This window comes from Curtobacterium sp. SP.BCo, assembly GCF_051903265.1.
Lineage (GTDB): Bacteria > Actinomycetota > Actinomycetes > Actinomycetales > Microbacteriaceae > Curtobacterium.
On sequence record NZ_CP194337.1, the window covers coordinates 2,628,119 to 2,641,121 of the forward strand.

The following is a 13,003-nucleotide window of genomic DNA, read 5'->3' on the forward strand; positions in this document are numbered from 1 at the left end:
TTCCTGAGGGTGGGTAACTGTCCGCGAACGACGCGGACTACTTCTTCTTCGACGAGAGGGCGTCGGCGCCGCCGACGATCTCGGAGATCTGCTGGGTGATCTCGGCCTGTCGGGCGTTGTTCGCGAGACGCGTGAAGTCGCGGATCAGCGAGTCGGCGTTGTCGCTCGCCGCCTTCATGGCCTTCTGCCGGGCGGCGTGCTCGGAAGCGGCCGACTGCAGCATGGCGTTGAAGATGCGGCTCTCGATGTAGACCGGGAGCAGTGCGTCGAGCACCGCGTCCGCGTCCGGCTCGAACTCGTACAGCGGCAGCGGCTCGTTGTCCGACGGGGCCTCGACCCCCTCGACGACCTCGAGCGGGAGCAGCCGGACGACCTGCGGCTCCTGCGTGGCGAGGCTCAGGAAGCGGTTGAAGACGATGTGGATCTCGTCCACGCCGCCCTCGGCCGTGTCCTGCAGGAACTTCGCCACGACGGCGTCACCGATCGACTTCGCGGTCGAGAACTCCGGCTGGTCGGTGTTGCCGACCCACTGCTGCTCGGACGCACGCTCACGGAACGCGAAGTACCCGACGGACTTGCGGCCGACCAGGTAGAACACGACGTCCTTGCCCTCGCTGCGGAGCAGGGAGGCGAGCTCCTCGCCCTGCTTGAGGACGTTCGTGCTGAACGCGCCGTTCAGACCGCGGTCCGACGTGAACAGCACCACGGCTGCACGCGTCGACGACTCCGGCTCGGTGGTCAGCACGTGGTCGACGTTCGAGAACGTCGCCACGGCCGACACCGCACGCGTCACGGCCCGCGAGTACGGACCCGACGCGGCCATGCGGGCCTGCGCCTTCTGGATCCGCGACGCCGAGATCAACTCCATCGCGCGAGTGACCTTCTTCGTGGTCTTCGCGGACTTGATTCGCTGTCGGTAGACCCGGACCTGCGCTGCCATCTAGCGACGACCCTTGACGATCTGCTCCTGGTCGACGTCGTCGGCCGAAGCGGCCTCGAACTGCTCGGACCCGAGCGTCTTGCCGTCGCTCGTCTGGAAGCTCTTCGAGAACTCGTCGATCTGCTTGGTCATCTCGGCCACGGTGTCGTCGCTGAGCTGGTTCGTCTCACGCAGGGTGGTGAGGACGTCCGAGTTGCGGCGGAGGTGGTCGAGCAGCTCCGACTCGAAGCGCAGGACGTCGTTCACCGGGACCTCGTCGAGCTTGCCGTTCGTGCCGGCCCAGATCGAGACGACCTGCTCCTCGACCGGGTACGGCGAGTACTGCGGCTGCTTGAGGAGCTCGGTCAGACGGGCACCACGCTCGAGCTGACGGCGCGACGCCTGGTCGAGGTCGGACGCGAACATCGCGAACGCCTCGAGCGAGCGGTACTGCGCGAGCTCGAGCTTCAGCGTGCCGGAGACCTTCTTGATCGACTTGACCTGCGCGTCACCACCGACTCGGGACACCGAGATGCCCACGTCGACGGCCGGACGCTGGTTCGCGTTGAACAGGTCCGACTGCAGGAAGATCTGGCCGTCGGTGATGGAGATCACGTTGGTCGGGATGTACGCCGAGACGTCGTTCGCCTTGGTCTCGATGATCGGGAGGCCCGTCATCGAGCCGGCGCCGAGCTCGTCGGACAGCTTCGCGCAACGCTCCAGCAGGCGGGAGTGCAGGTAGAAGACGTCACCCGGGTAGGCCTCGCGGCCCGGCGGACGACGCAGGAGGAGCGACACCGCACGGTAGGCCTCGGCCTGCTTCGACAGGTCGTCGAAGATGATGAGGACGTGCTTGCCCTGGTACATCCAGTGCTGGCCGATGGCCGAACCGGTGTACGGAGCGAGGTACTTGAAGCCGGCCGGGTCGGAGGCCGGGGCGGCGACGATGGTGGTGTACTCCATCGCACCGGCGTCCTCGAGCGCACCCTTGACGGAGGCGATCGTGGAGCCCTTCTGGCCGATCGCGACGTAGATGCAGCGGACCTGCTTGTCCTCGTCGCCCGACTCCCAGTTGGCCTTCTGGTTGATGATCGTGTCGATCGCGATGGCCGTCTTGCCGGTCTGGCGGTCGCCGATGATCAGCTGACGCTGACCGCGGCCGACGGGGATCATCGCGTCGATGGCCTTGATGCCGGTCTGGAGCGGCTCGTGCACCGACTTGCGGGACATGACGCCCGGAGCCTGGAGCTCGAGGGCACGACGGCCCTCTGCAGCGATCTCGCCGAGACCGTCGATCGGGGCGCCCAGCGGGTCGACGACGCGACCGAGGAAGCCGTCGCCGACGGGGGCCGAGAGGACCTCGCCGGTGCGGGTGACTTCCTGGCCCTCTTCGACACCGGCGAACTCGCCGAGCACGATGGCGCCGATCTCGTCCTCGTCGAGGTTCTGCGCGAGGCCGAGCGTGCCGTCCTCGAAGCGGATGAGCTCGTTCGCCATGACGCCGGGGAGGCCCTCGACGTGCGCGATGCCGTCGCCGGCGTCGATGACGTGCCCGACCTCGGCCGTGGAGGCCTTCGTCGGCTCGTAGTTCGAGACGAAGTCCTTCAGGGCATCACGGATCTCATCGGGGCTGATGGTGATGTCTGCCATGGGATTTTCCTTGTTGGTTTCCGGGGCCCTTCGGCTCCGAGAGGGTGACGCTGCCTGACTGGGCAGTTCCCGTTGTGGACTTGGGAGGAGCGGCTTCGACCGTACGCCTAGCCGGCGAGCTGGAGCCGGAGCTCCGAGAGTCGCGTGGACACGGTGCCGTCGATGACGTCGCCGCCGAGCTGCACCCGGACCCCGCCGACGACCGAGGGGTCGACCACGTGGTTGATGCTGATGTCCTTGCCGTACTTCTCGGCGAGGCCGCGGGCGACACGAGCCGCCTGGCCGTCCGAGAGCGGTGCCGCGGTGGTGACCGTCGCGACGAGCTTGCCCGCCTGCTCGGCCACGATGCGGGACGCGTCGCGGACGAGCTCACCGATGCGGCGGCCGCGGGGCTGCTGCACGAGGTGGGACAGGATCGCGATCGTCTGCGCCGAGGCCTTGCCACCGAGCAGTCGCTCGACGAGGGCGCTCTTCTCAGCAGGGCTGCCGAGCTTCGTGCCCAGCGCCAGCTCGAGGCCGGCGTCCGAACGGACGGCGGACTCGAAGGAGAACAGTTCGGCCTCGATCGAGGTGTCCGACGACGCGGTGGCGGCGACGGCGCGGATGCCCGCGTCCTCGATGCCGACGAGGAGGTCCTGGTGCGAGGACCAGCGCGAGCCGGCCACAGCGGTCAGGACCGCACGCGTCGCAGCCGACTGGCCGGCGAAGACACGGTCGATGACGACCTTCTTGCCGGCCGGGTCGGCCGTCGGGTCGGACAGCAGACCGAGCAGCTGCGGCGCACCGGCGATCGCACGCCCTGCGGCGAGGATCTCGGCACCGGCGGCGAGGTCGGCCGCACCGCCGAGGTCGGCGAGCACCGCCCTCGTGGACGCCAGTGCTTCCCTGGTGGCGCTGCGCATGCTCAGTGCTCCCCGGTCTTCTCGGCCTGCGACGACTGCGACGCCTGCGAGGCCTCGAGGTCGGCGAGGAAGCGATCCACGACCGCGGTCGACTTCGCGTCGTCCTTGAGGGACTCCCCGATCACGCCGGACGCGAGGTCGAGGGCGAGGGTGCCCACCTCGGCCCGGAGCGACTGGAGCGCGCTCTGCCGCTCGGCCTCGATCTGTGCCTGCGCGTTGGCGGTGATGCGTGCTGCATCGGCCTGCGCCTGCTCGCGGAGCTCGTTGCCGATCGCGTTCGCGTCGGAACGGGCCTGCTCACGGATGCGGGACGCCTCGGCACGGGCCTCGGCGAGCTGCTTGTTGTACTCCTCGAGCGCGGCAGCGGCCTGCTCCTGAGCAGCCTCCGCCTTCTTGATGCCACCCTCGATGGCCTCGGTGCGCTCGTCGAGCATCTTCGTGATCCGCGGGATGATGACCCGCCAGAAGACCAGCAGGATGACGATGAACGCCACCGCGGACCACACGATGTCGTACAACGGCGGTACGAGAGGACTGTGCGTCTCCTCCGCCGCGATGATGAGTGCGTTCTGCATCGAGGGGCCTTAGTTCGTGAAGATGAAGTACGTCGCGATACCGATGAAGGCGAGGGCCTCGGTGAAGGCGATACCGATGTACATGAGGGTCGTCAGGCGGCCCTGGAGCTCCGGCTGGCGAGCGACGGACTCGATCGTCTTGCCGACGACGATGCCCACGCCGATGGCCGGGCCGATCGCCGCGAGGCCGTAGCCCACCGTCGCGATGTTGCCGGAGATTTCCGCGAGAACGGTCGTTGCGTCCACGTGTTTTCCTTTCAGGATGCGGCCCGGCGGATGCCGTGCCGTATTGGGGGTCAGTACAGGTCGTTGGTCAGTGCTCGTCAGCCAGCGCGAGCTGGATGTACACAGCGGTCAGCAGCATGAAGACGTACGCCTGCAGCAGCGCGACCAGGATCTCGAAGAAGCTGAACGCGATGCCGAACGCGAGCGTCCCGATCCCGAAGAGCTTGAAGAGGCCCTCGGAGTCGAACAGGAAGAACTGCGTGGCGGCGAAGAACAGGACGAGCAGCAGGTGGCCGACGACCATGTTCATCAGGAGTCGTAGCGTCAGCGTCACCGGACGGAGCACGAAGGTCGAGACGAGCTCGATCGGCGTCACGATGATGTAGAGCGGCCACGGGACGCCGGGCGGGAACAGCGCGTTCCGGAGGAACGTGCCGGGGTGCTTGCGCAGACCCGCGTAGATGAACGCGACGTAGGCGACGATCGCGAGGATCATCGGGTACGCGATGCGGCTGGTGCCCTGCAGGTTGAACCCGGGGATCAGACCCGTGAGGTTCAGGAACAGCACGGAGAAGAAGATCGTGGCGAGGATCGGCAGGAACCGCTTGCCGTCCTTCTCGCCCAGGTTGTCGAAGGTGTTCCGGCGGACGACGTCGAACGCGTACTCGATGAGCGCCTGGCCACGGCCGGGCACGAGCTTGAGCGAACGGGTCCCGATGATGCCGATCAGCAGCAGGACCGCGACGGCGACGAACCGGATGATGACGAGCCGGTCGATCTCGAAGGGCGTCCCCGCGAAGAAGATCGCATCCGGGAAGAACTCGTTGATCGACGGACCATGGAACTCGGCGGCCTTGCTGCTCCCCGCCGCAACGGTGTTACCCGCAGCGGTGAGGGACAGGGGAAGAGCGTGGGATAGCAGCGCTGTCTCCTGTGTCGGCGCGCGCACGCATGGCACGCGATGGTGGACGTTGTGGAGGCTCGCCCGCTCCGAGCATTGCTCCGGACGCGGACTCCGAGAAGCCTATCAGGTGCGAGAGGCTTCCCGGGCTCTCAGATGCGCGGGTCGCCCTTCTCAGGGGACGCGGAGTCTCCGGGCAGCGACACCCCGATCGGGATCCGTGCCTTGGCGACCGCCACGACGTCGATCACGAGCGAGCCGACGACCCCGACGATGATCACGATCGCCAGCACCGGGAAGTCGACCCACGCGCGGTCCCGCAGCAGCACGAGCACCACGATGAAGACGATGAACTTCAGCAGCCAGGTGCCCATCACGATGCCGAAGAAGGCGCCGGAGATCATCTGCCCCTTGGAGACCCGCAGGGCAACGAGCACGCTCACGGCGGTCAGCCCGAGGAACACCACGCTGAGGACGGCACCGAGCAGACCCCCGACGAGGCCTGGGCCGTCCGCGACGAGCAGCCCGACGACTCCCCCGACCACGGCGAGCCCGACGGCGAGGACGGCCCCCCACGTGATGATGCGGCGGAACACCGGGCGGACGTGGTCGAGCGCGTTCGGTGCGGTCACTTCGGGTCTCCTGGGATCGAGCGGTCGTTGGCGGCCCGGTCGAGCGGGTCGAGGCTGGCGTCCACCACGGTGGTGGAGCGGGTGGCTGCCTGCGCGGCGAACTCGGCGCGTTTGCGGCCGAGCGGGGCGAAGGTGGCGGCGGCGCACACCGCGAAGCCGACGGCGACGAACACGACGACCCAGTACCAGTCCACGAAGAGGAACAGCAGGCAGCCGACGGCCACCGTGGCGGTCCACGCGTAGAAGATCAGCACGGCGTGGAAGTGCGAGTGCCCCATGTCGAGCAGCCGGTGGTGCAGGTGCTTCCGGTCCGCCGAGAACGGGGACTTCCCCGCGCTGAGCCGACGGGTCACAGCTAGGCCGAAGTCGAGGATCGGCACGATGAGGATCGCGAACGGCAGCAGGATCGGGATGAACGCCGGCAGCAGCGCCTGGCGGGTCTGGACGGCGGCCGGGTCGATGTTGCCGGTGACCGAGACGGCGCTCGTGGCCATCAGGAAGCCGACGAGGAGCGCGCCCGCATCCCCCATGAAGAGCTTCGCCGGGTGCCAGTTCAGGATGAGGAAGCCGAAGCAGGCGCCGACGAGCACCGCGGTCAGCAGTGACGGCAGGTTGAAGAAGAACTCCGTCTGCACGACCACGCGGTTGATGAAGAACGTGTAGAGGAAGAACACCCCGCCGGCGATGATCGCCACCCCGGCGACCAGCCCGTCCAACCCGTCGATGAAGTTCACCGCGTTCATCACCAGGACCACCGCCAGCACGGTGAAGATCAGGCTCATGTACGAGGAACCGACGCCGAGCGTGTTCCCGATGGGCAGCGACACGATCGCCACCCCCTGCCAGGCGAGGATGCCCGCGGCGATGATCTGCCCCGCGAGCTTCGTCATCCAGTCGAGGTCCCAGATGTCGTCCGCGACGCCGAGCACGACGATGATCGTCGCTCCCCCGAGCACCGCGAGCACGCGCCCCGGTTCGGAGAACACCAGGCGGAAGTAGTCGGTGCCCGCGATGGAGGGGAACAGGAACCACGCCGCGAGCAACGACACGATGACGCCGATGTACATCGCGATGCCGCCCAGTCGCGGCGTCGGGGTCCGGTGCACGTCACGCTCGCGGACCTTCGGGTACCACTTGTACTTCAGCCCGAGCTTCCACACGATCCAGCTGACGCAGAAGCTCACCACGGCCGCGATGGCACCCGCGAGCAGGTAGTACTTCATCCGATGAGGTCGGCTCCGACGACCCTGGCGATCTCGTCGTCCGGGATCACGCCGTGCCGGACGATCAGGAGCTTCCCGCCGTCGGAGAGCCCCGTCGCGTCCACGATGGTCGAACCGGTGGACGCCTCGAAGCCGTCGTGTGCGGCGAGCGGTCCGCCGTCGAGGTACACCGCGACGCTGTCGCCGAGCATCGCCTCGGCCTGGTCGGCGTCCATCGCGGCCGGATCGCCGGTGGAGTTCGCGGAGGAGACGGCAAGCGGGCCGACCTCCTGCAGGAGTTCGAGCGCGATCCGGGAGTCCGGCATGCGGAGCGCCACGGTGCCGCGCGTCTCGCCGAGGTCCCAGTCGAGCGACGGCTGCGCGCGCAGGATCACGGTGAGGCCACCGGGCCAGAACTCGGCGACGAGGTCGCGAACCTGCTGCGGGATGTCGCTCGCGAGCGCCTCGAGCGTCGGCGGCCCCGGGATGAGCACGGGCGGCGGCGACTGCCGGGTGCGGCCCTTCGCGTCGAGCAGGCGCTGGACGGCGGCCGCGCTGAAGGCGTCCGCGGCCAGGCCGTAGACGGTGTCGGTGGGGACGACGACGAGTTCTCCGCGTCCGAGCGCGGCACGTGCGAGCCGCATCCCGGTCAGGAGCCCGTCGGAGTCGGTGCAGTCGTATCGGGAGGCCATGACTCGACGATGATAGTGCGACACAATGGGTGCCATCGTGAACGAGACCCCTGCGCCCCGACTCCTGTTCCTCTTCGACATGGACGAGGTCCTCGTTCGGTACGACTGGAAGGTGCGGATGGCCGCCCTCGCCGAGTTCACCGGACACGAGTTCGCGGAGCTCCGCCGACGGTGGTGGGACTGCGGCAACGAGCAGCGCGCCGAGGCGGGCGGGTACGCCGACGGCGACGAGTACCTCGCGGCGTTCGAGGAGGCGATGGGCTGCGACGTGCCCGAAGCCGACTGGGCCCGGATCCGCGGCTCCGCCATGACCGAGCTCCCCGACCGGATCGAGGCGGTCCGCGTGGCGAGCGAGCACGGGCGGGTCGGTCTCCTCACGAACAACGGGCCACTGGCCGGTCGCTGGATCGATCGTTGGGCGCCGTCGCTGCCGCCGCTCTTCGGCGAGCACCTCGACACGACGAGCAACTTCGGTGCGCGCAAGCCCGAGCCCGAGGTGTTCCTCCGGGCGCTCGAGCACCACGGCGTGCCGGCGGAACGCACGTTCTTCGCGGACGACATGCCGATCAACGTCGAGGGAGCCCGGAACGTCGGCATCCACGCGGTGCTCGTCGAGGAGGACACCGACCTCCGCCGGGCGGTGCTGGCCTTCGTCGAGGAGCAGGACCAGGCGACGCCGGTCGCAGAGTCCCCCACGGACGCACGTTCCTTCCCATCACACGCGCGGTAGAAAGCGGAATCGCGCGTACCAGGCCGAACGGAACGACCAGCTACGCGCGAAACGACCCACCACGCGCGAAAGCGCCCACCACGCGCGGAAGCGCCCACCACGAGCGGAACGGCACCTGCTCAGGGCGATGATCCGCGCCTCCCGGCACGCACGCGCGCACGTTCCTTCCCATCACACGCGCGGTAGGAAGCGGATTCGCGCATACCAGGCCGAACGGAACGACCACCGACGCGCGAAACGACCCACCACGCGCGGAAGCGCCCACCACGCGCGGAAGCGCCCACCACGCGCGGAACGGCCCACCACGGGCGCACCATCGCCGGCCCGGCCTGGAGGCGCGGCTCGGCCCCGGCTAGCGGGTCGCGGTGGTCGTGCGGTCGCGGCCCGTCAGGTCCTGGTGCGTCTCCGGGGAGCGGAACCCGCGGCGGGCGAGCACGTCGCGCACACCGGCGCCCTGCGGCTCGGCGTGCTCGATGACGAGGACTCCCCCGGGCACGAGCAGGCGCCACGCGGTCTCCGCCAGGGCACGCACGGCGTCGAGGCCGTCCGGCCCGCCGTACAGCGCCATCGCCGGGTCGTGGTCGCGCACCTCGGGGTCGACCGGGACCGCGTCGTCGGGCACGTACGGCGGGTTCGAGACGACGACCGACACCGTGCCGTCGAGCTCGGACAGTGCGTCGGCGAGGTCGCCCTCGACGAGCCGCACCGTGCCGCCGTGGGCGTCGACGTTCCGTCGGGTCCAGGGCAGGGCCTCGGGCGATCGCTCGACCGCGTACACGACGGCGTTCGGGACCTCGGTGTCCATGGCGATCGCGATGGCGCCGCTGCCGGAACCGAGGTCCACGGCGACGGGTGCGGGCACCGCGACGGCGCGGAGCGCATCGATGCCGAACTGTACGACGCCCTCCGTCTCGGGCCGCGGCACGAAGACACCCGGTCCGACCGCCAGGGTCAGGGCGCGGAAGTACGCCTCGCCGGTGATGTGCTGGAGCGGCTCGCGGGTGGTCCGGCGGGCAACCGCGTGTCGGAACCGCTCGACGTGCTCGCCGGCGATCGCGCCGCCGGTGAGCGCGCGGGCCTGGACGGCGCCGCGCGAGGTGTCGGTCGCCCACGCGAGCAGGAGCTCGGCGTCGACCTGCGGCGTCGGCACGCCAGCAGCACCGAGCGCCGCGGCCGCCTCCCGGAGGAGGCGATCCGCGGCGAACGCTCCGTCACCACCCACGGTGATCCGTGCCTCCAGTCCGACGATCAGGCGTCCTGGTCGCCGATGGCGGCCAGTCGAGCCTCTTCGTCCGCGCTGATGGCGGACTGGATGACGGGCTCGAGCGCACCGTTCATGACGCGGTCCAGGTCGTACGCCTTGTACCCGGTGCGGTGGTCCGCGATGCGGTTCTCCGGGAAGTTGTACGTGCGGATGCGCTCCGACCGGTCCATGCCGCGGATCTGCGACTTGCGCGCGTCCGAGGCGATGGCGTCGAGTTCCTCCTGCTGGCGCGCGAGGATGCGGGCGCGCAGGACACGCATGCCGGCCTCACGGTTCTGCAGCTGCGACTTCTCGTTCTGCATCGCGACCGTGATGCCCGTCGGCAGGTGCGTGATGCGGACCGCGGAGTCCGTCGTGTTGACCGACTGACCGCCGGGACCGGATGACCGGTACACGTCGATCTTCAGGTCGTTCTGGTTGATCTGGACCTCTTCGGGCTCGTCGACCTCGGGGAAGACCAGCACGCCCGTCGTGGAGGTGTGGATCCGCCCCTGCGACTCGGTGGCCGGCACCCGCTGCACGCGGTGCACGCCGCCCTCGTACTTCAGGTGCGCCCAGACGCCCTGGGACGGGTCGGTCGCGTTCGACTTGATCGCGACCTGGACGTCCTTGTAGCCACCGAGGTCGGACTCGGTCCGCTCGAGCATCTCGATCTTCCAGCCCTTGGACTCGGCGTAGTGCGAGTACATGCGCAGGAGGTCAGCCGCGAACAGCGCCGATTCCTCGCCGCCCTCGCCGCCCTTGATCTCCATGATCACGTCGCGCCCGTCGTCGGGGTCGCGCGGGATGAGCAGCCGGCGGAGGCGCTCCTGGCGCTCCGACAGCTGCTCCTCGAGCGCCGGGACCTCGTCCGCGAACGCCTCGTCCTCACGCGCGAGCTCCTGGGCGGCGGCGAGGTCGTCCCCCGCCGCCTTCCAGGCCTCGTACGCGGACTTGATCTGGTTGAGCTCGGCGTACCGCCGGTTCACCTTCTTCGCCCGGGCCGCATCGGCGTGGAGCGCGGGGTCCGACAGCTGCTGCGTCAGGTCCTCGTGTTCCGCCAGCAGCCCTGCCACCGACTCGAACACGCGTTACTCCTGGTGACCGTTGTGGTGCCCACCGGTCGTGGGGACCGACTTCTGCACCTGGACCAGGAACTCGACGTTCGACTGCGTCTCCTTGAGGTTCCGCAGCACGATCTCGAGCGCCTGCTGCGGGTCGAGCCCGGCGAGGGCGCGACGCAGCCGCCACGTGATCTTGACCTCGTCGGCGGAGAGCAGCTGCTCCTCGCGACGGGTGCCGGAGGCGTTGACGTCGACGGCGGGGAAGATCCGCTTGTCGGCCAGGTGCCGGTTGAGGCGGAGCTCCATGTTGCCGGTGCCCTTGAACTCCTCGAAGATCACCTCGTCCATCTTCGAACCGGTCTCGACGAGCGCGGTGGCGAGGATGGTGAGCGAGCCGCCGTCCTCGATGTTGCGCGCCGCGCCGAAGAAGCGCTTCGGCGGGTACAGGGCCGACGAGTCGACGCCACCGGAGAGCACGCGGCCGGAGGCCGGCGTCGCCAGGTTGTAGGCGCGGCCCAGGCGGGTGATCGAGTCGAGGAGCAGGACCACGTCGTGGCCGAGCTCGACGAGGCGCTTCGCGCGCTCGATGGCGAGCTCGGCGACCGTGGTGTGGTCCTCGGCGGGACGGTCGAAGGTCGAGGCGATGACCTCGCCCTTCACCGTGCGCTGCATGTCGGTGACCTCTTCCGGACGCTCGTCGACGAGGACGACCATGAGGTGCGCTTCCGGGTTGTTCTTGGCGATCGCGTTCGCGATGGCCTGCAGCACGACGGTCTTGCCGGCCTTCGGCGGGGAGACGATCAGGCCGCGCTGGCCCTTGCCGATCGGCGACACGAGGTCGATGATGCGCGTGCTCAGCTTGCCCGGCTCGGTCTCGAGGCGGAGACGCTCGTTCGGGTACAGCGGGGTGAGGTCCTGGAAGTCGACGCGGGCCGCGGCTTCCTCGGCGGTCTGCCCGTTCACCGAGTCGACCTTGACGAGCGCGTTGTACTTCTGCCGGCTCTGCTGCTCGTTGTCGCGCGGCTGCTTGATCGCACCGACGACCGCGTCACCCTTGCGCAGGTGGTACTTCTTCACCTGGCCGAGGGAGACGTAGACGTCGTTCGGGCCCGGGAGGTAGCCCGAGGTGCGCACGAACGCGTAGTTGTCGAGCACGTCGAGGATGCCGGCGATCGGGATGAGGACGTCGTCCTTGGTGACTTCCGGCTCGAACTCGTCGTTCTGGCCGCCGCGGCCACGCTTGCGGTCACGCTGGCGACGGCTGCGGCCACCCTCGGTGTCGTCGTTCTGCTGCTGGCCCTGCTGCTTCTGCTGCTGCTGCTGGCCGTTCTGCTTCTGCTGGCCGTTCTGCTGCTGGCCGTTCTGCTTCTGCTCGGCCTTGTCGTCCTGCTGGGCGTTCTTCTGCTCGCCCTGCTGGTTCTTCTGCGCGCCGGCGTTCTGGCCGCCGTTCTGCTGGGCCTGCGAGCCGTTCTGGTCGCCGCCCTGCTCGCCGTTCTCGCCGTTCTGGCCACGGCCACGACCGCGACCACGGCTGCGACGACCGCGGCGCGAACCGCCCTCGCCCTGCTGGTCGTTCTGGTCGCCGGACTCGGCGTTCTTCTCGCCGGACTGGTCCTGGTCGCCCTGGTCCTGCTGACCGCCCCGCTCGCGCGGGGTGGAGTCGGCCTGCTGGTCGTCCTGCTGCTGGTCGTTCTGGGCGGCGTCGGCCTGGGCCCCGCGGCCGCCCCGGCCACGGCGCTGCCCACCGGCCTGCGCGGCTTCCTGGGCGTCCTTCTCGGCGCGGACCTGGTCGAGCCCGGCGAGGAGGTCCTCGGTGCCGGTCTGGCCGTGGTTGGTGTGCTCGGCGGCCGAGGTCGGCTCCGGGCTGACGGTGCCGCCCGAGGAGGCACGACGGGAGCGACGGGCACGCGATGCGGGCTGCGCGTCGGCAGCGGGTGCCTCGGCTGCGGGGGCGGCCGGCGCGTCGGCGACGGGTGCCTCGGCCGCCGGGGCCTCGGCCGGCTCGGGCAGCGTCGGCTGCTCGACGGGCGCGGCGGCGGGGGCCGCGGCCTCGTCCGTCACGGGGCGCTTGTCCTCGATCGAGGCGATGAGGTCGCCCTTGCGGAGCTTCGAGAGCCCGGTGATGCCGAGGGCGGAGGCGATGCGCTGGAGTTCCGGGAGCCGGAGGGCGCGCAGGTCGCTGGGGATCTCCACCTGGGTGGAGTCGTTGACGTTCGTCAAGGTCGGTGTTTCCTTTCGAACCGCAGAACGCGGAGAGTTTCCACCGTC

13 protein-coding genes are annotated in these 13,003 nt (G+C 69.4%); 1 reads left to right on the forward strand and 12 read right to left on the reverse strand.

Annotation, left to right across the window (positions count from 1 at the left end; all coding sequences use genetic code 11):
- Window positions 1–37: 37 nt before the first annotated feature.
- The 9 genes from ACRQ4B_RS12475 to ACRQ4B_RS12515 all read right to left on the reverse strand — a co-directional run bounded on the left by ACRQ4B_RS12475 (window position 38) and on the right by ACRQ4B_RS12515 (window position 7,698).
- Window positions 38–940, reverse strand: a complete 903-nt coding sequence (locus ACRQ4B_RS12475) for a F0F1 ATP synthase subunit gamma (RefSeq protein WP_439691738.1) — start codon at window positions 938–940, stop codon at window positions 38–40.
- A complete protein-coding gene (atpA, locus tag ACRQ4B_RS12480; RefSeq protein WP_439691739.1) occupies window positions 941–2,569 on the reverse strand; it encodes a F0F1 ATP synthase subunit alpha in 1,629 nt (542 codons plus the stop codon). It lies immediately after the preceding gene.
- Between the two features lie 107 nt (window positions 2,570–2,676).
- Window positions 2,677–3,471, reverse strand: coding sequence for a F0F1 ATP synthase subunit delta (locus ACRQ4B_RS12485; RefSeq protein ID WP_439691740.1), 795 nt, complete (start codon window positions 3,469–3,471; stop codon window positions 2,677–2,679).
- A 2-nt stretch (window positions 3,472–3,473) separates the two neighbouring features.
- Window positions 3,474–4,046 carry a F0F1 ATP synthase subunit B gene (locus ACRQ4B_RS12490; RefSeq protein WP_439691741.1) on the reverse strand — a complete coding sequence of 191 codons (573 nt, stop codon included), beginning with the start codon at window positions 4,044–4,046 and terminating at the stop codon, window positions 3,474–3,476.
- A 9-nt stretch (window positions 4,047–4,055) separates the two neighbouring features.
- Window positions 4,056–4,292, reverse strand: a complete 237-nt coding sequence (gene atpE, locus ACRQ4B_RS12495; RefSeq protein ID WP_070416292.1) for an ATP synthase F0 subunit C — start codon at window positions 4,290–4,292, stop codon at window positions 4,056–4,058.
- A 67-nt stretch (window positions 4,293–4,359) separates the two neighbouring features.
- Window positions 4,360–5,220, reverse strand: coding sequence for a F0F1 ATP synthase subunit A (gene atpB / locus ACRQ4B_RS12500; protein WP_439691742.1), 861 nt, complete (start codon window positions 5,218–5,220; stop codon window positions 4,360–4,362).
- A gap of 104 nt (window positions 5,221–5,324) precedes the next feature.
- Window positions 5,325–5,804: a hypothetical protein gene (locus ACRQ4B_RS12505; RefSeq protein ID WP_439691743.1), complete on the reverse strand. Its 480-nt coding sequence runs from the start codon at window positions 5,802–5,804 to the stop codon at window positions 5,325–5,327.
- On the reverse strand, window positions 5,801–7,027 hold the full coding sequence (locus tag ACRQ4B_RS12510) for an MraY family glycosyltransferase (RefSeq protein ID WP_439691744.1): 1,227 nt from the start codon (window positions 7,025–7,027) through the stop codon (window positions 5,801–5,803). The genes ACRQ4B_RS12505 and ACRQ4B_RS12510 overlap by 4 nt, the downstream gene beginning before the upstream one ends.
- Window positions 7,024–7,698 (reverse strand): L-threonylcarbamoyladenylate synthase, encoded by a 675-nt coding sequence (locus ACRQ4B_RS12515; protein WP_439691745.1) that lies wholly within the window; start codon window positions 7,696–7,698, stop codon window positions 7,024–7,026. Before ACRQ4B_RS12515 ends, ACRQ4B_RS12510 begins: the two co-directional genes overlap by 4 nt.
- A gap of 37 nt (window positions 7,699–7,735) precedes the next feature.
- Here ACRQ4B_RS12515 and ACRQ4B_RS12520 point away from each other — a divergent pair, with 37 nt between their 5' ends.
- Window positions 7,736–8,428, forward strand: coding sequence for an HAD family hydrolase (locus tag ACRQ4B_RS12520; RefSeq protein ID WP_439691746.1), 693 nt, complete (start codon window positions 7,736–7,738; stop codon window positions 8,426–8,428).
- Window positions 8,429–8,780: 352 nt separating this feature from the next.
- Here ACRQ4B_RS12520 and prmC read toward each other — a convergent pair whose 3' ends face one another.
- From prmC to rho, 3 genes are read right to left on the reverse strand one after another with little or no spacing between them, the layout of a single operon-like run.
- Entirely contained in the window at window positions 8,781–9,650 is an 870-nt protein-coding gene (gene prmC / locus ACRQ4B_RS12525) for a peptide chain release factor N(5)-glutamine methyltransferase (RefSeq protein WP_439691747.1), read from the reverse strand.
- A 26-nt stretch (window positions 9,651–9,676) separates the two neighbouring features.
- Window positions 9,677–10,759 (reverse strand): peptide chain release factor 1, encoded by a 1,083-nt coding sequence (gene prfA, locus ACRQ4B_RS12530; protein ID WP_439691748.1) that lies wholly within the window; start codon window positions 10,757–10,759, stop codon window positions 9,677–9,679.
- A 3-nt stretch (window positions 10,760–10,762) separates the two neighbouring features.
- Window positions 10,763–12,955 carry a transcription termination factor Rho gene (gene rho, locus ACRQ4B_RS12535; protein ID WP_439691749.1) on the reverse strand — a complete coding sequence of 731 codons (2,193 nt, stop codon included), beginning with the start codon at window positions 12,953–12,955 and terminating at the stop codon, window positions 10,763–10,765.
- Window positions 12,956–13,003 lie beyond the last annotated feature (48 nt).

What these genes read in the sequence shown, in the direction of transcription:
- ACRQ4B_RS12475 (WP_439691738.1), bottom strand. Translation starts at nt 940, where the DNA reads ATGGCAGCGCAGGTCCGGGTCTACCGACAGCGAATCAAGTCCGCGAAG.
- atpA (WP_439691739.1), bottom strand. Translation starts at nt 2,569, where the DNA reads ATGGCAGACATCACCATCAGCCCCGATGAGATCCGTGATGCCCTGAAG.
- ACRQ4B_RS12485 (WP_439691740.1), bottom strand. Translation starts at nt 3,471, where the DNA reads ATGCGCAGCGCCACCAGGGAAGCACTGGCGTCCACGAGGGCGGTGCTC.
- ACRQ4B_RS12490 (WP_439691741.1), bottom strand. Translation starts at nt 4,046, where the DNA reads ATGCAGAACGCACTCATCATCGCGGCGGAGGAGACGCACAGTCCTCTC.
- ACRQ4B_RS12510 (WP_439691744.1), bottom strand. Translation starts at nt 7,027, where the DNA reads ATGAAGTACTACCTGCTCGCGGGTGCCATCGCGGCCGTGGTGAGCTTC.
- ACRQ4B_RS12515 (WP_439691745.1), bottom strand. Translation starts at nt 7,698, where the DNA reads ATGGCCTCCCGATACGACTGCACCGACTCCGACGGGCTCCTGACCGGG.